At 48.6% G+C, this 19,405-nt stretch carries 15 protein-coding genes; 11 read left to right on the top strand and 4 right to left on the bottom strand.

Features of this window, described 5'->3' with window-relative positions; all coding sequences use genetic code 11:
• Nucleotides 1-196: 196 nt before the first annotated feature.
• The 4 genes from ACRJJO_RS13415 to gmd form a co-directional block, all read right to left on the bottom strand.
• Nucleotides 197-2,701 carry a glycogen/starch/alpha-glucan phosphorylase gene (locus ACRJJO_RS13415; RefSeq protein ID WP_431066237.1) on the bottom strand — a complete coding sequence of 835 codons (2,505 nt, stop codon included), beginning with the start codon at nucleotides 2,699-2,701 and terminating at the stop codon, nucleotides 197-199.
• Nucleotides 2,702-3,121: 420 nt separating this feature from the next.
• Nucleotides 3,122-5,842, bottom strand: coding sequence for a preprotein translocase subunit SecA (gene secA / locus ACRJJO_RS13420; RefSeq protein ID WP_404359688.1), 2,721 nt, complete (start codon nucleotides 5,840-5,842; stop codon nucleotides 3,122-3,124).
• Nucleotides 5,843-6,016: 174 nt separating this feature from the next.
• The gene (gene fcl / locus ACRJJO_RS13425) at nucleotides 6,017-6,991 is read right to left on the bottom strand and encodes a GDP-L-fucose synthase (protein WP_431066211.1); all 975 of its coding nucleotides are present in this window, start codon (nucleotides 6,989-6,991) and stop codon (nucleotides 6,017-6,019) included.
• A gap of 2 nt (nucleotides 6,992-6,993) precedes the next feature.
• Entirely contained in the window at nucleotides 6,994-8,115 is a 1,122-nt protein-coding gene (gene gmd / locus ACRJJO_RS13430) for a GDP-mannose 4,6-dehydratase (RefSeq protein ID WP_431066212.1), read from the bottom strand.
• Between the two features lie 282 nt (nucleotides 8,116-8,397).
• Here gmd and ACRJJO_RS13435 point away from each other — a divergent pair, with 282 nt between their 5' ends.
• The 11 genes from ACRJJO_RS13435 to ACRJJO_RS13485 all read left to right on the top strand — a co-directional run bounded on the left by ACRJJO_RS13435 (nucleotide 8,398) and on the right by ACRJJO_RS13485 (nucleotide 19,305).
• Complete coding sequence (locus ACRJJO_RS13435; RefSeq protein ID WP_431066213.1) at nucleotides 8,398-10,611, top strand: bifunctional SulP family inorganic anion transporter/carbonic anhydrase; 2,214 nt, start codon at nucleotides 8,398-8,400, stop codon at nucleotides 10,609-10,611.
• 251 nt (nucleotides 10,612-10,862) lie between these two features.
• A complete protein-coding gene (rsxA, locus tag ACRJJO_RS13440; protein WP_404359680.1) occupies nucleotides 10,863-11,444 on the top strand; it encodes an electron transport complex subunit RsxA in 582 nt (193 codons plus the stop codon).
• Between the two features lie 181 nt (nucleotides 11,445-11,625).
• Nucleotides 11,626-12,159: an electron transport complex subunit RsxB gene (rsxB, locus tag ACRJJO_RS13445; RefSeq protein WP_341327370.1), complete on the top strand. Its 534-nt coding sequence runs from the start codon at nucleotides 11,626-11,628 to the stop codon at nucleotides 12,157-12,159.
• Entirely contained in the window at nucleotides 12,152-13,636 is a 1,485-nt protein-coding gene (rsxC, locus tag ACRJJO_RS13450) for an electron transport complex subunit RsxC (protein ID WP_431066214.1), read from the top strand. The genes rsxB and rsxC overlap by 8 nt, the downstream gene beginning before the upstream one ends.
• Nucleotides 13,637-14,668: an electron transport complex subunit RsxD gene (gene rsxD / locus ACRJJO_RS13455; protein ID WP_431066215.1), complete on the top strand. Its 1,032-nt coding sequence runs from the start codon at nucleotides 13,637-13,639 to the stop codon at nucleotides 14,666-14,668.
• A complete protein-coding gene (gene rsxG, locus ACRJJO_RS13460) occupies nucleotides 14,665-15,309 on the top strand; it encodes an electron transport complex subunit RsxG (RefSeq protein ID WP_431066216.1) in 645 nt (214 codons plus the stop codon). Before rsxD ends, rsxG begins: the two co-directional genes overlap by 4 nt.
• Nucleotides 15,309-15,998 (top strand): electron transport complex subunit E, encoded by a 690-nt coding sequence (locus ACRJJO_RS13465; RefSeq protein WP_431066217.1) that lies wholly within the window; start codon nucleotides 15,309-15,311, stop codon nucleotides 15,996-15,998. Before rsxG ends, ACRJJO_RS13465 begins: the two co-directional genes overlap by 1 nt.
• Entirely contained in the window at nucleotides 15,995-16,627 is a 633-nt protein-coding gene (gene nth / locus ACRJJO_RS13470) for an endonuclease III (RefSeq protein WP_431066218.1), read from the top strand. Before ACRJJO_RS13465 ends, nth begins: the two co-directional genes overlap by 4 nt.
• 632 nt (nucleotides 16,628-17,259) lie before the next feature.
• Nucleotides 17,260-17,592, top strand: a complete 333-nt coding sequence (locus ACRJJO_RS13475; RefSeq protein WP_431066219.1) for a hypothetical protein — start codon at nucleotides 17,260-17,262, stop codon at nucleotides 17,590-17,592.
• A 113-nt stretch (nucleotides 17,593-17,705) separates the two neighbouring features.
• Complete coding sequence (locus ACRJJO_RS13480; protein WP_431066220.1) at nucleotides 17,706-18,557, top strand: HvfB family MNIO-type RiPP peptide maturase; 852 nt, start codon at nucleotides 17,706-17,708, stop codon at nucleotides 18,555-18,557.
• Nucleotides 18,538-19,305: an HvfC family RiPP maturation protein gene (locus tag ACRJJO_RS13485; protein WP_431066221.1), complete on the top strand. Its 768-nt coding sequence runs from the start codon at nucleotides 18,538-18,540 to the stop codon at nucleotides 19,303-19,305. Before ACRJJO_RS13480 ends, ACRJJO_RS13485 begins: the two co-directional genes overlap by 20 nt.
• Nucleotides 19,306-19,405 lie beyond the last annotated feature (100 nt).

Consider the following 19,405-nt stretch of genomic DNA (forward strand, 5'->3'; position numbering starts at 1 on the left):
AGCCGAGAGATTAAGTGACAATAAATGGCATCGAGGCACCATTGGCTAAGATTGCAAAAGGGTAATTTTTGACTTACGTATAATGATGAGTGTTCTGCGTGGGAGCAATAAATGATAGGGAAGGTGAATAATTACTCCTCGACAAGCAAATCCCACGCCTAAACAAGTTTCAATGGTTATCAGGCCAAAAACAGAATCATAACTCATCTATCCGAACAGGTGTCAGCTTCCAAATATCCCGGTTATAGTCGCCTATGGTCCGATCGGTCGAAAACTTTCCGCTCGAGGCACAATTCAGAATACTCATTTTGGTCCATCGCTCGGTATCGAGGAAGGCCTTCTCGGCACGATTTTGCGCATCGACATAACTGCGAAAATCGGCAACGGTCATCCATGGATCGTAAGGACTTTTAATCGAATTAAGAAGATCATCGAATATACCGGGCTCCATCAAATTGAAATGCCCACATTCAATGAGGTTCACGACCCTTTTTAGATCATTGTCCTGTTCAATAATAGCGTTAGGGTCGTAATGCCCTTTCATTGCCTCGACTTGATCCTCTGTTAAGCCGAATAAAAAGAAATTATCCTCACCGACTTCTTCGAGAATTTCAATATTAGCGCCATCCAAAGTGCCGATCGTAATCGCTCCGTTCATCATGAACTTCATATTGCCTGTACCGGAAGCCTCCTTGCCGGCCGTCGAAATTTGTTCGGATAAATCGGCTCCGGTACAAATGATTTCCATCGCGGAAACCCGATAATTCGGCAAAAAAACCAATTTCAATTTATCGCCGACCTCCGGGTCGAAATTAATGACATCGGAAACATTATTGATGAATTTAATGATATTTTTAGCCATCACATAACCGGGCGCCGCTTTACCTCCGATTAACACGCAACGATTAACCCAATCTTGCGTATCGCCGCGCTTTATCTTGTCGTACAAATGTATGACATGCAAAACATTGAGCAACTGCCGTTTATACTCATGAATCCGCTTGACCTGCACATCGAACAAGGCATCGGCAGACAACTCGAGGCCGAGTTCGCTCTTCTTATAGTCGATTAAGCGTTGCTTATTTTGGCGTTGAATAGCCAGCCACTTTCTACGAAACGCGGCATCCTCGGCATAAGGCTTCAGTTTTTGCAACTCCGACAAATCGGTTATCCAAGCGTCGCCTATGGTTTCCGTGATCAGTTCCGCCAAAGCAGGATTACAACCGGCCAACCAACGGCGTGGAGTCACACCATTCGTCTTGTTATTAAACTTAGACGGCCATAATTCGTAAAAATCCTTGAATAACCCTTCTTGTAATAACTTCGAATGCAATTCGGCGACACCATTAACCGAATAACTGCCGACAATGGCCAAATAAGCCATGCGCACTTGCTTCTCCGCGCCTTCCTCGATGATCGACATGCGCCGCATTCTATCGAGATCGCCCGGCCAATGTGTCGAGACTTCGGCCATGAACTTCGCATTGATGTCGTAAATAATTTCCAACAATCTCGGCAAAAGCTGCTCAAACAAACTCACTGACCAGCGCTCCAACGCTTCCGGCAACAAGGTATGGTTGGTATATGCCATGGTTTTATTCGTAATGCTCCATGCCTCATTCCAAGACAACCCATGAATATCGACCAATAAGCGCATCAATTCAGCCACGGCTATACTAGGATGCGTATCGTTCAATTGAAAGCAGTTTTTCTCGGCAAATTCGGTAAAGTTGTTGCCATGACGCCCAACCCAGTTAGCGATAACATCCTGCAAACTGGCTGAAGCCAACAAATATTGCTGCTTCAAGCGCAATGCTTTACCGTTCTCATTGGCATCGTTCGGATAGAGCACCATGGTGATATTTTCCGCAGTATTCTTAGCGGCTACCGACTCGGCATAATCACCGGCATTGAATTCTTGCAGATTAAATTCCTCGGTCGCGGTCGATTTCCATAACCTCAACGTATTTACGGTACCGTTGTTGTACCCGGGAATAGGGGTATCGTAGGGAACCGCGAGAATATCTTGCGTATCGACCCAACAAACCCTTTTGTTGCCGTTTTCATCGCTATGCGATTCGGTACGCCCTCCGAATTTGATCCGATGCGCATACTCCGGCCTTTCAATTTCCCAAACATTCCCGTTTCTCAACCAATGATCGGGCCTTTCAACTTGCTCGCCGTTCTGCACGACTTGACTAAACATGCCGTATTCGTAGCGCAACCCATAACCGATGACCGGAAGTTGCAAGGTGGCGCAACTATCGATAAAACAGGCCGCCAATCGCCCCAAACCGCCATTGCCAAGCCCTGCATCCGGTTCGCTATCGACCAATTCCTCAATTTCCAATCCGAGATCATACATCGCGCGAGTGGCTTCGTCAGTCACGCCTAGATTGAGCATCGCATTGCTCAAGGTTCGCCCCATCAAAAATTCCATCGACAGGTAATAAGCTTTTCTGCAATCGGTATCCCTATAGGCGTTGTAAGTATTTTTCCAACGTTCGATGAGCCTGTCGCTGATGACTAAAGACAAGGCTTCGTATGCATAATACGGAGACCGACAGTTTTCGTCGCGCCCTAAGCGATAAGCGTAATAACGCTTGAAATCGGTAATCAAATGATCCTTATCCAACGACAAACTTGGAAGTTTGGTTATCGTTGGGTCCGGCTTACTTTTTTTGAAAATAGTGCTAGGCATTTTTGATGGCTCTTCGGATTGTTCGTACATATCAATCATATTGGTTTATTTTCATTAAACAAGTGCTTTAAGGCGATTAAATTAAACCTTAATCCGCTTGAAAAGCGGGCGCTCAGTAATACTTTATTTAATATTCAGACAAGCGAATATTCATGCCATGGATCACTGCCATTAAGTTAAGGACTTTTTTCGTTCGCCCTGAGCCCTTGAGCGGCTCTCAGGGCAGCCTTGTCGAAGGATGAACGGAAAAATTAAGTTAAGCCGTCCATGGTTCGACAAGCTCACCACGAACGGATTAACTTAATGGTAGTGTGCCATGCCATTGACGACAAGCCGAAGACATCTAGGTAGCACCAGCCCCCAATGCACGACTATGCATTGACTCGCCGTTCACCAACTAGAAACACTCGGAGTGAGCATCTAACTAATACGCCCATGGCATTGCTTATATTTTTTTCCTGACCCACATGGGCAAGGGTCGTTACGACCTACTTTACGCTCATTTCTAACAAACGGCTGATCGACAGGTTTTTCCGGCTCCATCAGCAGCGGCGCATCCTCGACTGGTGCCGCTATCGGCTCCGCCTCGGCATGCTCGTAATGCATTTCCTTGGGCGCTTGTCTCATTTCATCTATCGCCTGAACATCCTCTTCCTGAGTCACTTGAACCTTAGCAAGGATACCAATCACCTCGTACTTGATATGATCCAGCAAACTGGTGAACATTTCGAAGGCTTCACGCTTATATTCTTGCTTCGGATCTTTTTGCGCATAACCTCTAAAATGAATGCCCTGACGCAAATGATCCATCGCCGCCAAATGTTCCTTCCAACTATTGTCCAAGACTTGCAACATCACCGATTTCTCGAAATGCCGCAATACTTTAGGTTCAATCTTGAGTTCTTTTTCCTTATAGTTTTGCTCGACCAACTCGACAATCCGCTCACGCAACGAGGCTTCATTAAGTCTTTTGTCATCCTCTAGCATTTGCCTGACCGGTATATCGGCATTAAATTCTTGCAAAAGATGATCTTCCAGACCTTTAGTATCCCACTGCTCTTCCATTGTTTTTGGAGGAATGTATTGCGTGATGACATTATTGACCACATCCTTGCGGATTTCGCTCATGATATCGGAAATATCTTCCGCGGCCATAAGCTCGTTGCGTTGCGCATAGATCACTTTGCGCTGATCGTTAGCGACATCATCGTAAGCCAAGATTTGTTTACGTATGTCGAAATTCCGGCTTTCGACTTTTCGTTGAGCGTTTTCAATCGAACGAGTGACCCAAGGGTGCTCGATCGCCTCGCCGTCACCCATACCCAATTTTTGCATCAAGCCTGCAACGCGGTCGGAGGCGAAAATACGCATTAACGGATCTTCGAGCGATAAGTAGAATCTTGTAGAACCCGGGTCGCCTTGTCGCCCCGAGCGCCCCCGTAGCTGATTGTCGATACGCCGCGATTCGTGACGCTCGGAACCGATTACATGCAAGCCGCCGCTGGCAATGACTTGTTGATGACGATCGAGCCATGCTCCGCGAACTTTTTCCCGATCTTCTTCTGAGGCTTCCTCGCCTAGCGCCGCCAGTTCAGCATCAAGATTACCGCCCAACACGATATCGGTACCTCGCCCGGCCATATTGGTTGCAATCGTTACCGCGCCCGGCATACCGGCCTGTTCGATAATATGCGCTTCGCGTTCATGCTGTTTGGCATTCAATACTTCGTGCTTAATATTTTCCTTGGTAAGTAATGCGGAAATGATCTCGGAATTTTCGATCGATGTCGTTCCGACTAAAACCGGCTGACCACGCTCAACGCAACTTTTGATGTCTTGAGCAATGGCCTGGTATTTTTCCCGAGCCGTCAAATAAACCAAATCGCCCATGTCTTTACGAATCATCGGCCGATGGGTCGGAATGACGACCACTTCAAGACCGTAAATCTTGTTCAATTCGAACGCTTCGGTATCGGCCGTACCGGTCATCCCGGACAGCTTTTCATAGAGGCGGAAATAATTTTGGAATGTAATCGAGGCCAGCGTTTGATTTTCATTTTGTATCGTCACGCGTTCTTTGGCTTCAATGGCCTGATGCAGGCCTTCAGACCAACGCCGTCCCTGCATAATGCGCCCGGTAAATTCATCGACGATCATGACTTCATTGTTCGCAACAATATAATCGACGTCTTTTTGAAATAAATGATGGGCGCGCAACGATGCATTCAGATAATGCATTAGCCGAATGTTCGACGCATCGTAAAGACTACCTCCATCGACCATCAAGCCATGTTCGGTCATCAATTGTTCGACGTGCTCATGGCCTTCCTCGGTCAAATAAATCTGCCGGGTTTTCTCGTCAACAAAAAAATCGCCCGGACTATCTTCTTTTTCTTGTTTGGTCAAAAAAGGCACGATCTCGTTGGCTTTGATATAAATATCAGTGCTTTCCTCGGTCGGTCCGGAAATAATTAATGGCGTGCGCGCCTCGTCGATTAAAATCGAATCCACCTCGTCGACGATCGCAAATGCTAAATCTCTCTGTACTTTTTGCGCCAAGCTGAAAGCCATGTTGTCGCGCAAATAGTCGAAGCCGAACTCGTTGTTGGTACCGTAGGTGATATCGGCAGTATAAGCGGTTCGCCTCTCCGCGCTATCCATGCGACTAACGATAACGCCGGTCGTCAAACCTAAAAACTCGTATACGCGTCCCATCCATTGCGCGTCGCGAGCCGCGAGATAATCGTTGACCGTGACGACATGCACTCCGCGTCCCGGCAAGGCATTAAGATAAGCCGCCAAGGTCGCCATCAAGGTTTTCCCCTCGCCGGTCTTCATTTCGGCAATTTTGCCGTCATTAAGAACCATACCGCCGATTAATTGCACATCGTAATGACGCATGCCGAATACCCGAGCAGAGGCTTCCCTTACCGTTGCAAAGGCTTCCGGGATTAAATTATCCAACTTTTCGCCCTGCTCGAGACGATCACGAAACTCTTGTGTTTTGCCCTTTAACTCGCTATCGGATAACTTTTCATAATCGGAAGCGAGCGCGTTAATTTTTTTGACCAGCTTCCTTTTCTTTTTGACCAGTCGGTCATTGCGACTACCTACAATAAATTTAACCAGCTTACCAACCATGCTTTTTTCCGGTGAGAATTGAGTAATAACTATTTAAAAGTTTCGGATTATATACCTTCTACCCCATTAGTTACAGTTAAAAGCTCTAATAGCTTCTACGCATCGACTTCAGATATTGTCGTATATCATACGCCGGATTGTTAAACCTTAACGATCATGAATAAGCATTCATCGCTATATCCTCGCCCTCCCGATATGGTCGACAAACCATCGGTAAGTATCTGTTAAACCTTCCTCTAAACCGATACGATATTCCCAACCCAGCGCTTTAAGACGTGACACATCCATCAGCTTACGGGGTGCCCCGTCCGGTTTGGTCGCATCGAAGCTCAACTTGCCTTTGAACCCGGTCACCTTCGCGAGCGTTTCGGCCAACTCCCGAATTGTACAATCCACCCCGGTTCCGACATTGATATGGGAAAGCATCGGCTGAGTATTCGCTTGGTAAATTCCGGCATCCAGCTCCATCACATGCACGCTGGCGGCGGCCATGTCGTCGACATGCAAAAATTCACGCATCGGCGTCCCGCTGCCCCAAATCACGACTTCGTCATCACCGGCTTGAACCGCTTCATGAAAGCGCCGAATCAAGGCCGGTATCACATGGCTGTTTTCGGGATGAAAGTTATCGTTCGGCCCGTAGAGATTGGTCGGCATCACGCTACGATAATCGCGCCCATATTGGCGGTTATAACTCTCGCATAACTTAATGCCGGCAATTTTGGCGATCGCATACGGTTCATTGGTCGGCTCGAGCAGGCCCGTCAACAACGCCTGCTCGTGCATCGGTTGCTTGGCAAGCTTAGGGTAGATGCAAGAAGAGCCCAAAAACAACAATCGCTGAACGCCGCCAAGATGGGCCGCATGGATAATATTCGCCTCGATCATCAGGTTTTGGTATATAAATTCAGCCGGCAAGGTGTTATTGGCATGAATGCCGCCGACCTTGGCCGCCGCCAAATAAACCTGATCGATCCGGTGCGCCGAAAAGTAAGCCATTACGGCCGCCTGATCCAATAGATCAAGCTCGTCGCGGCCTGCCGTCAAAATAGACCGATAACCTAAACTTTGTATCCGTCGAACGATGGCGGAACCGACCATGCCTCGATGGCCGGCCACGAAAACAGTCTGATTGAGATCGCGGCTCATTATTAACTCTCCACCGAGACCGGCAAATCCAAGCCATGCGACTTCAACAAGGCATGACGTTTGGCGGCTTTAAGGTCTTCGCGCACCATTTCGGAGCACATCTCGCGCACCGTAATTTCCGGCACCCAACCGAGCTTTTCCTTGGCCTTGGTGGGATCGCCCAATAGCGTTTCGACCTCTGCCGGACGGAAATAACGCGGATCGACGCGAACGATGATATCGCCCGCCGACAATGCCGGCGCCGAATCTCCGTCAATCGATGCGACCACGCCGACCTCGTCAACCCCGCTGCCTTCGAAGCGGAGCGTTATTCCCAGCTCGGACGCCGACCATTCGATAAACTCGCGAACGCTGAATTGAACGCCAGTGGCGATAACGAAGTCGTCGGGCTCATCCTGCTGCAGCATCATCCACTGCATGCGTACATAATCCTTGGCATGCCCCCAATCGCGAAGCGCATTCATGTTACCCATAAAAAGGCACTGTTCGACGCCTTGCGCAATATTAGCCAAGCCTCGGGTAATTTTTCGAGTCACGAAGGTTTCGCCCCGGCGCGGCGATTCGTGATTGAACAAAATGCCGTTGCAGGCATACATGCCGTAGGCTTCTCGGTAATTCACGGTAATCCAATAGGCATAAAGCTTGGCCGCCGCATAAGGTGAGCGAGGATAAAACGGCGTAGTCTCTTTCTGCGGAGTTTCTTGTACCAAGCCGTATAATTCCGAAGTGGATGCCTGATAAAAGCGGGTTTTTTGCTCTAAGCCCAACAAACGAATCGCTTCCAATAAACGAAGCGTCCCCATCGCATCGACATCGGCCGTGTACTCCGGCGATTCGAAACTTACCGCGACATGAGACTGCGCCCCTAGGTTATAAACCTCATCCGGCTGTACTTCTTGCAAAATGCGGGTCAGATTGGAAGAATCGGTCAAATCGCCGTAATGCAATACGAACTTTTGATTTTCGACATGCGGGTCTTGGTAAATATGATCGACCCGTTGTGTATTGAATAGTGAGGCGCGGCGTTTGATACCGTGAACTTCATATCCCTTCTCGAGTAAAAACTCGGCCAAATAAGATCCGTCCTGCCCGGTGATGCCGGTAATTAATGCTTTTTTTGTCATAAAATGCTCATTTTAGTTACTCATTCGCAAATCATATTAATGTTGTCAAATAAATTTTGGAATACCAAGACAAACCCTTTGCCGGTCAAATTTCGGCACAGGTTTATCGAAACACCTAAGTATTCAAAAGATTGCTCAAGAAAGAATCTTAGGTATGCTGCCGGCATCCTCGTCAAGCGGGAATTGCTGTAGAAAACCCGTTGTGTGCGTTATATTTTTCTAGGCGGAGTATAATAATTCAGCGCCTTAATTTAAGAAACACAGCGTTAACCGGATAAAATCATGTTAGAAGATCAGCCTTTGATGAGCGAACGCAAGCACCTTTTCGGCTTTAATGCCAGTCTTAGGTACGATTTTCCCGCCGGCGTCGTGGTTTTTTTGGTCGCCGTGCCGTTATCGCTAGGTATCGCACTGGCATCCGGCGCACCGCTGTTTTCAGGACTGATTGCCGGAATCATCGGCGGACTGGTCGTTTCCGGTTTAAGCGGATCATCTCTTGGCATAAGCGGGCCCGCTGCCGGCATTGCGATTATCGCCCATGCCGCGATACAAAGTCTTGGCTTTGAAGCCTTCCTGCTAAGCGTCGTTATAGCAGGTTTTATTCAGGTGACCATGGGACGACTCGGCGCAGGCATCGTCGGCTATTATTTTCCATCCGCGGTCATATCCGGCATGCTGACCGGAATCGGCATTATCATTTTTCTGAAACAGATACCGCATGCATTCGGCTACGACGCTGATTATGAAGGCGATATCTCCTTCACTCAAAGCGACCAATTCACAACGGCATCCGAATTGGTCCATATGCTCGATTTTATTTCTCCCGGCGCGGTTATTATTTCGCTGGCATCATTGACTATTCTACTGCTTTGGGAGTCGCCATTCATTAAACAATATCGTTTTACGCAATGGATTCACGGTGCATTGGCGGCCATATTAACCGGCGTAGCATTTAATCAATTACTCCTCGGATGGTTTCCCGAGTTGGCTTTGAGCGGCAATCATTTGGTTTCATTACCCGAGGTCGATCGAGCCGTCGAACTGATTGCTTACCTAACGCTGCCGGATTTTTCGCAAATCACCAACCCATCAGTTTACACGACCGGGTTCACCCTAGCCATGGTTGCCAGTCTCGAAACTCTATTGTGCGTCAAAGCCGTCGATAAGCTAGACCCGTATAAAAGAGTGACACCAAATAATAGGGAACTGAAAGCACAAGGCATAGGCAACATTTGCTCCGGTTTGTTAGGCGGCATCCCGATCGCCCAAGTCATCGTGCGCAGCTCTGCCAATATCTTATCGGGCGGCAGAACCAAGGCCTCGGCTTTCATTCATGGTGCATTATTACTAACAGCGGTAATATCGATTCCCGGCCTTTTGAATACCATTCCGCTGGCGAGTCTTGCGGCGGTTTTGTTAGTCATTGGTTGCCAGATGGCAGACTTGCGTCGCTTCATAACAATGTACCGAACGGGGATATATCAATTCATCCCCTTTGCCGCGACTGTGCTTGGGCTTATTTTTACCGACATGCTAACCGGCATTGCGATCGGCATGAGCATCGCACTGTTTTTTATTTTGCTGGAAAATTTGAAAGTCGGCTTTTATCTACATCAGGAACAAAAAGCCAATAAACACTTTATTACATTATCTGAAAATGTCTCTTTTCTTAATAAAGCCAATATCCTGCAGCTACTTGACCAACTTCCCGAAAATTCTGAAGTCGTTATCGATGCAACCAGCTCCAAATACATCGACTTCGACGTCTATGAAATCATACAAAACTTTAAAATCGAAGCCGAACGTAAGAATATTCATTTAGTTATCGAAAATCTGAGGGGGTACGGCGTTCTCGAGCCGGTACAAAGAGTTCATCCGCTCGACAAAGAATCGCAACAGTCGCTGACGCCGGCAGACGTTTTAGAAATCTTAAAAGCAGGCAACCAACGCTTCGTCTACAATCTTAAAGCCAACCGTAACCAGTTGGAACAAATCAATGAAACCGTCGAAGGCCAGTTTCCGTTTGCGATTATTCTTAGCTGCATCGATTCGCGCACCTCGGCCGAATTAATTTTCGACCAAGGCTTAGGCGACATATTCAGCGTTCGCATTGCCGGCAATGTTATTAATAACGATATATTAGGCAGCATGGAATTTGCCTGTAAATTGGCAGGATCCAAGCTGATTGTCGTACTCGGCCATAGCCACTGCGGCGCAATCAAGGGCGCCTGCGCCGACGCAAAACTCGATCACCTAACCGGCTTGCTCGATAAGATTCGACCTGCGGTCGACTCTGTTAAAAACGGCCGGCTAGCTCGAATCAGCAACCCTGACGACTCTCTCGTTGAACAAGTTGCCGAACGCAACGTCGAAATCATGGTCAAACAAATTAGACAGCAGAGCCCTCTTCTGAATGCGATGGCAAATAGCGGCGAAATCGGAATAATCGGCGCCATGTATAATATTGAAAACGGTAAAGTCAGTTTTTTTGAATAGCCAACTTCTACATTGTCGCAGCCGAACAACAACCCTAGCTTATTAAATCAACCGCAACAACTCCGCTTAGTTTTTGTTTTTTGGCTAATATCGCTATAATGCATGCCCTTGTTCGTTATATATCGGCAGGCATTGATTTGCAGAATAATTCTTTAGTGTTATAGTTGGTTATTATCACTTGACATGCGTTGTCTTGAAAAAACAACATTTCTAATAACCCTTTTCCGGCATATCCGGACTTAGTTCAGTCGATGAAAGAATATCTAATCATTCTGGTAAGTACGATACTGGTCAATAATTTTGTATTGGTAAGATTTTTAGGATTATGCCCTTTTATGGGCGTCTCCCGAAAACTGGAAACGGCCTTGGGAATGGGGTTCGCGACGACTTTTGTACTGACCTTATCCGCCGTTTGCAGTTATTTGGCGAATCGTTATCTATTAATCCCATTAGAACTGGAATATTTACGCACGATCACCTTCATCGTCGTGATTGCCTTTGTTGTGCAATTTACCGAAATGGTCGTTCACAAAACCAGCCCGCTCCTTTACCAGGTACTGGGCATATTTTTGCCCCTGATTACCACTAATTGCGCGGTTCTAGGCGTTGCCCTGCTGAACGTACAAACCCAACACGGCTTCTTGGAATCGGCTTTATACGGTTTCGGTGCCGCGGTCGGTTTTTCGCTGGTATTGACCCTTTTCTCGACGTTGCGCGAAAGAATCGACGTTGCCGACGTCCCCCTGCCGTTCAAAGGCAACTCGATAGCGCTAGTAACGGCCGGATTAATGTCCATGGCCTTCATGGGATTCAGTGGCTTAGTTAAAGGCTAAACAGCCAATTAATTTCAAGTAATCGCTCACGCAAACCCGTTCTAATTTTACATTTACCCTCGACACACTTAGGGCGAATGAAAAATGTAATAAACCTCATGCCATCAATGCAAAGCGATGGAACGATGAGTGAGGATTGTTACTCAAATGTTAATTATTCTAATTCGACCAGATAAATCCGATGATACTAATCATTTGCATCACATTTGCCGTATTTGGCGTAATACTCGGATTTTCGGCCATCTATTTTAGGGTCGAAGGCGATCCGATTGTCGATAAAATCGAAGCGATTCTTCCGCAAACGCAATGCGGGCAATGCAGCTTTCCCGGCTGCCGCCCTTATGCCGAAGCGATCGCTGCCGGCGATGCCGATATTAACCAATGCCCGCCGGGAGGACAAGACGGCGTCGAAGCGCTGGCCGACTTACTAGGCGTCGAAGCGAAACCGCTCAACGCCGAATTCGGAGAAGAAAAACCCAAGAGTGTCGCGGTCATCATCGAAGACCTGTGCATCGGCTGCACCAAATGCATTCAAGCTTGCCCGGTAGATGCGATACTTGGCTCCGCGAAGATGATGCATACCGTGATAGCCGACGAATGCACCGGCTGCGAGCTTTGCGTCGACCCTTGCCCGGTCGATTGCATCGTTATGGAACCGATACCCGAAGACCTTAACAACTGGCAATGGCCGGAACCGGTAAAGAAATATGCTTAAAACTTGGCGCTTTCACGGCGGCTTGCGCCTGCCCGCTCATAAACACCTGTCGGCACACCGACCGATTGTTAATGCTGAGCTGCCGAAACAACTGATCTATCCTTTGCAACAAAGGCCCGGCGTACAACTCAAAGCGACCGTCGCTCCTGGCGATACCGTGCTGCGCGGCCAAATCATCGCAGACTCCGATCACTTCCTGGCAACCCCGCTTCATGCAGCAAGCTCGGGTACCGTTAAGTCAATTGAAGATCGCATCATACCTCACCCCTCCGGGTTATCGGATCCGTGCATCATCATCGACACCGACGGACGCGATGAAGCATTGCCGCCGGAACCCGTTGAAGATTACCGCTTAGAGCCCGCTGCTACGTTGCGCGCCAAAATCCGCCAAGCCGGCATTGTCGGTCTCGGCGGCGCGGCGTTCCCTACCTCGATCAAACTAAACCCGGGACCGCAACGCCATATCGACACACTGATATTGAACGGCGCCGAATGCGAACCCTATATCACCTGCGACAATGTCCTGATGCAAGCCGAACCGGATGCTATCGTTCAAGGCGCGCTGATTTTGATGCATGCGCTACAAGTCGGCGATGGTATTATCGCCGTCGAAGATCATATGACCGAAGCGTTTCAGGCATTATCGGCCGCCATCGAACAATCGAGGGATCGTCGACTGACCGTAGTGAAAATCCCGGCTCTTTATCCGACCGGCGGCGAAAAACAATTAATCCGCGTCGTTACCGGCAAAGAAACGCCGTCAGGCGGCATTCCGGCCGATGTGGGCGTAATTTGTCAAAACGTCGGCACGGCCGCGGCCGTGTATAACGCCATTTGCCGCGGCCTACCATTAACCAAGCGAGTCGTGACCGTCACCGGCCAAGGCGTAAAACAACAACAAAACATGCGTGCGCGCATCGGCACGCCGATTAGCGATTTGATCAATCAATGCGGCGGCTATCAAGACTCTGTAGAGCGTTTGATCATGGGCGGCCCCATGATGGGTTTCGCGTTACCCGAGGACGACATACCAATCGTCAAGGCCACCAACTGCATTCTGGCCGCTGCCGGATCCGAAGTCGCCACAAGTAAAGAGATCCGACCTTGTATTCGCTGCGGCGATTGCGCGAAAGCCTGCCCGGTAGACTTGCTGCCGCAACAGCTTTACTGGCATAGCCGTGCCGGCAATTTGGAGAAATGCAAAGAATTTAGCCTATTCGATTGTATCGAATGCGGCTGTTGCGAGGTTGTTTGTCCGAGCCAGATCCCATTGGTGCAATATTACCGAGCCGCGAAAAGTAAGACCATCGCCAAGGCCAAAGAGGCTGAAAAAGCGGCAATCGCGAAACGCCGGCACGACTTCCTTCTTGAACGCAAGGCTCGTGAACAGGCCGAGAGAGCCGAACGCTCTCGCCGCAAAAAAGAAGCCCTGGCCAAATTAAAAGCCGCTGAAACCGCCATCGAAGGAGCGGAATAAATGAAATTCTCAACCGTCATGTCGCCGCACCTTCAACCTGTCAACAGTGTTGATCGGGTAATGCTGCAAGTCTTGTTGGCCTTGATTCCTGGCATTGCCGCGATGACTTGGTTTTTCGGCATCGGCGTTTTAATCAACATTGCCCTAGCAGTTGTCGTTGCACTGCTTGCCGAAGCATCGATTCTGGGCTTACGCGGCAGACCGATCGGCTCGACACTCAAAGACTTGAGTGCCGTCGTAACCGCGGTGCTACTGGCAATTTCGCTGCCGGTTATTGCGCCATGGTGGATTACCGTCGTAGGTATCTTGTTCGCGATCGTAATCGCCAAACATTTATACGGCGGCTTGGGTTACAACCCGTTTAATCCGGCGATGACCGGCTATGTCTTACTATTGGTCTCGTTTCCAATGCAGATGACCGCTTGGCTCGCGCCGATCGAACTCGGCTCGGTCGCATTGAACGAAGTCGACTGGCTTAAATTGATTTTTCTCGAGCAACTACCGGCAAACATCGAATTCGATGCAATCACGATGGCCACACCGCTGGATAGCGTCAGGACTCAATTGGGGCTAGGCAGATCGGTACCGGAAATAAAAACCGATTCCGTTTTCGGACTTTTAGCAGGAAAGGGTTGGGAATGGGTGGCCGGAGGCTATTTGCTTGGCGGGCTCTGGCTCCTATGGCGTAAAATCATCGGCTGGCAAATTCCGGTCGGATTGCTGCTTGGACTTGGTCTATTCGCAAGTATCTGTTATGCGATCGACAACAATCAGTTTGCCGCGCCAAGTTTTCACTTAGTTGCCGGCGCGACGATGCTGGGCGCATTTTTCATCGCAACCGATCCGGTGACCGCAGCCACATCGGTTAATGGCCGACTTATTTACGGACTACTGATCGGTTCATTAGTTTATATTATTCGTGTTTGGGGCGGCTACCCGGATGCAATGGCTTTCGCGGTTTTATTGGCTAACTTAACGGCACCGGCAATCGATTATTTCACGCGGCCTCGCGTCTTTGGTCAAAAAGCATGAACGCTATTATTAAAAAAACTTTATCGGCAGCCGCGATATTAGGCGGATTTTCGTTGCTGGGCCTGGGCTTAACCTCACTCACTTTTCATAAAACCGAAGTCAAAATACAGGAAAATGAACGGCAAGCCTTACTGGCTAACTTGAAAGCCGTAATTCCCGAGTCGCTTTACGACAACGACATCGTCAACGATACGCTCGAAGTGACCGACCTCAACCAGGGCTCCACAAAACCGACAGTCATTTATCGCGCCCGAAAAAAAGGCGAGCCGGTCGCAGCGGTCATGACGGTAATAACACCTAACGGTTATAGCGGCAATATCAGCCTGTTGGTAGCCGTAAAAACCGATGGCACTATTAGCGGCGTCCGGACCCTTTCGCATCGCGAAACACCAGGCCTTGGCGACCGCATTGAAATCGAGCGTAGCGACTGGATTTCATCATTCGATGGTAAATCGCTCGATGAGCCTCACCAATCGCAATGGGATGTTAAGCGCGATGGCGGCCACTTCGACCAATTAACAGGCGCAACGATCACGCCGCGCGCGGTGGTAGGGGCTGTTAAAAACGCACTGCTTTATTTCAAACACAACCAGGCCCGGATTTTTTCAACGACAGAATCGACTCCCGAAGGAGGAAATTAATGTTCTCCGAATACAGTAAAATCGTCAAAGACGGCTTATGGCTCAATAACCAAGCCTTCGTCGCATTACTCGGACTGTGCCCGCTACTTGCCGTAAGCAACACGGTCATTAACGGCCTCGGACTTGGCCTTGCCACGACGATGACCTTAGTCGTTTCGAACACGGTCGTCTCACTGATCCGTAACTTCGTTCCCGACGAAATCCGTTTACCGGTTTTCGTACTAGTCATCGCCAGCGTGGTCACGATGATCGAACTCGCGATGAACGCGTGGTTCTTCGGACTTTATAAAATCCTCGGCATTTTCATTCCGTTGATCGTCACCAACTGCTCTATCATCGGCCGGGCCGAAGCGTATGCTTCAAAGCAACGTGCCGACAAGGCTTTATTAGACGGCCTATCGATGGGCCTTGGCTTTACCTTTGCCCTGGTAACGCTTGGCAGTTTGCGTGAAATCATCGGCTCTGGAACTTTATTCGCGAAGGCCGAATTGATGTTCGGCGAAGCAGCTAAAACCTGGCAAATCGATGTGATAACCGATTATTCCGGTATGTTGCTGGCAATTTTACCGCCAGGTGCGTTTATCGGCCTCGGCTTGTTGATCGCATTAAAAAATATTATCGATACCAAGGTCGAACAGCGTAAACCGGCCCATATTCAGATCCCGATTCAAGCCGCCCAGGAACAGTGAACCAAACCAAACGTCAGGCAATTTTCGACAGACTGGCGACAGCTACCCCGGAACCGACTACCGAACTAACTTACTCGTCGCCCTTCGAACTGCTTATCGCTGTCGTATTGTCGGCCCAAGCCACCGACAAGGGCGTCAACAAAGCCACGGCACAATTATTCCCCATCGCCAATACGCCCGAATCGATTTTGAACCTAGGCGAGGCCGGATTAAAGGAACATATCAAGACTATCGGACTGTTCAACAGCAAGGCTGCAAACATCATTCAACTGTGTCGGCAAGTGCTGGAAAAGCACAACGGAGAGGTTCCGCAAACCCGCGACGAGCTCGAAGCGTTACCCGGCGTCGGCCGTAAAACGGCAAACGTCATTTTGAACACCGCGTTCGGCCACCCGACGATTGCAGTCGACACCCATATCTTCCGAGTCGCGAACAGAACACGTATCGCCCCAGGAAAAAACGTGCTCGAAGTCGAACGAAAACTGGACAAATACGTCCCGAAAGCCCACAAAAAAGATGCACATCATCTGCTGATCCTTCACGGCCGATATACTTGCACGGCAAGAAAGCCGAAATGCCCGGATTGCATCATCGCCGACCTCTGCGAATTCAAGGAGAAGAGTATTTGAATCTATTTCACCATGAAGATAATTAAGAATAAGAAGTTACTTCAATGGTTTATTCGGCCTATGAAAATCCTTTTTGCACTTAAAAGGTTGTTCAAAATCTTAGGACAAGCCATTAAAAAACTAAATGAACTTCATGTATTTCATGGTTATACCCATCGCAGATCAAAATTCGGCGCCAGGGTGTCCGTCAAAGGACGCCGTGAATACATCCCTGTAGGCTCTATGCCAGCTCCATGCTGGCAAAGCCTTTGCCGCACACCCTGGCGCCTCCTCAGGCGCTGCCGAAATTTGAAGTGCGAAAGGTATAAACTGCTGAATTTAGGTTAAAGACTAAGGAGCAATTAAGTTACAAATACGTCAAACTGCTAACTGCTAACTGCTAACTGCTAACTGCTAACTGCTAACTATTGACCCTGCAAAAAGCCATTGTATCCTTAGAATAAAAATTTACGCTGTTTGCATGCCTCGCCAAAACATTGTAAAAGGAGGAACTGATCTAGTTGCTGTGCTGTCGCAACAATGTTGCAATACTGTACTTAACGCAATTCATAAACGATTCAGATTTTTTTGCTAGCCTTACAAGGTGTTAATCAATCTGTTTTTTCCACAACCAAAACACACTGGGATTTATTATGAAAAAAATGAACAAATCGCCATTCGCTGCTGCAATGGGCACCGCTATGGTTTCTACTCTCGCTTTATCTACTGCACACGCCGAGGCTAATCCATTCGGCATGACCGAACTCTCTTCCGGTTACATGCAAGTCGCCGAGGCTGAAATGACCTGCGGCGAAGGCAAATGCGGCGGCATGACCAGCACGCCGAAAATGGAAGAAGGCAAATGCGCCGGCAAAAAAGACGAAAAACCGGCGGCCGACAAGTCAAGCAAGGAAATGACCTGCGGCGAAGGCAAATGCGGCGGCATGACAAAACCGGAAGGCGATGATGCCGATAAAACTAAATAAAATGAAGCAAAACGGCTTTCATTAAAATATTGCTTTACTCCAAACAAAGCAATTGCGTCCTAATAGAGGGTGATCCAATCACCCTCTATCCAGCAAAAACAACAGGTGTTCCGATGAACACGACTCAACATCTAGTCCGTGGCGTAGGTCTTGGTTTACGCCGAACTTTTCTGAATAGCATCGTCGACACGCCCCCCGCATCAGTCGATTTTTACGAAATCGCTCCCGAAAATTGGATAACGATCGGCGGCAGATTCGGCCGGCAACTGCGCAATATGACCGAGCGTTTCGACTTCGTTTGTCACGGACTTTCCTTATCGATCGGCAGCACCGACCCGTTGGATGAAACCTTTATCAAGGCCGTCAAATCCTTCATGGCCGAACACGGCATCAAACTGTATAGCGAACACCTTAGCTATTGCAGTAAAGACGGCCACCTGTACGATCTAATGCCGATTCCCTTTACCGAAGAAGCGATTACCCATACCGCTGCGCGTATCCGCCGCGTTCAGGACATTCTCGAACAAAAAATCGCGATCGAAAATGTTTCCTATTATGCTGCGCCTGGCCGTGAAATGGATGAAATCGATTTTTTCAACGCTGTGGTCAACGAAGCCGATTGCGACATCTTGCTCGATCTCAACAATATCTATGTCAACAGCGTCAATCATGGCTACGATGCCGAAACGTTTTTAAAGGCGATACCTGCGCAGCGAATCGCCTATGCACATATTGCCGGCCATTATGTCGAAGCCGAAGACTTTTTAGTCGACACGCACGGCACCCCGGTCATCGACCCGGTCTGGAAACTGCTTGGCAAGGCATACGAACTCTACGGCATATTCCCAACCTTGCTGGAGCGGGACTTCAACATTCCGCCACTGCCGGAGTTAATCAAGGAAACAGAAACGATCGCCGCCATTCAACAGGCTTGGAAAAAGCAACATGAGCGTAGAACAGCATAAAGCCAAAATCGACTTCAAAGCCAAACAACAAGAATTTGCCGCATTCATTCGAAATCCCGACCGAAACCCGGCTCCGGACGATGTGGCCCCGGAACGCATGTCGATGTACCGCGAGTTGTTTTTTAATAATGTCGAAAGCTTTTTATCGAGCAACTTTCCGGTATTGAAATCGCTGCTCTCACAGGAAAACTGGCTTACGCTCGCGCGGGACTTTTACTCGGAACACCGCAGCAACACGCCCTATTTTTCTGAAATCCCCGAAGAATTTTTGGATTATTTGCAAAACGAACGCCAGGGTTCGGACGATTTGCCGTTCATGCTCGAACTCGCACATTACGAATGGGTGGAAATGGCGCTGGCAATCGCAAAGGAAGAAGCGCCGGCAACCATTGCGTCTGAGATGAATTTGGGTCCTTTGCCGTTATTTCTATCGCCACTGGCATGGCTTTTAGCCTATCGTTTTCCGGTTCATCAAATCTCAACGGACTTCATTCCTTATGAACCGCCCGAGGCCCCCAGTTTTTTGATCGTTTACCGGACTCCGGACGATAACGTGAAGTTCATGCAAATAACGCCATCGACCTATCGTCTTTTGGAAATCGTACAAAATACCCCGGGAATCAATGCCGAATCTTGCTTAACGCAACTCGCCGGCGAACTCCAGGCAAGCGATACGCAGCTGGTTATCGACCAAGGCTTAAAAACCTTACGCGAATTAGCGGACAAATCGATTATTTACAGCGATTGAGCGCCTTAATATTTTTCCAAGTGCAGCAGCAACCATTTATTGTGACGAACTAGAGCATAGAAAGGCTTTAGACTAACTGATAATTTTCCTGCAGCAACCG

Origin of the sequence: Methylotuvimicrobium sp. (assembly GCF_050611805.1) — a bacterium.
Lineage (GTDB): Bacteria > Pseudomonadota > Gammaproteobacteria > Methylococcales > Methylomonadaceae > Methylotuvimicrobium.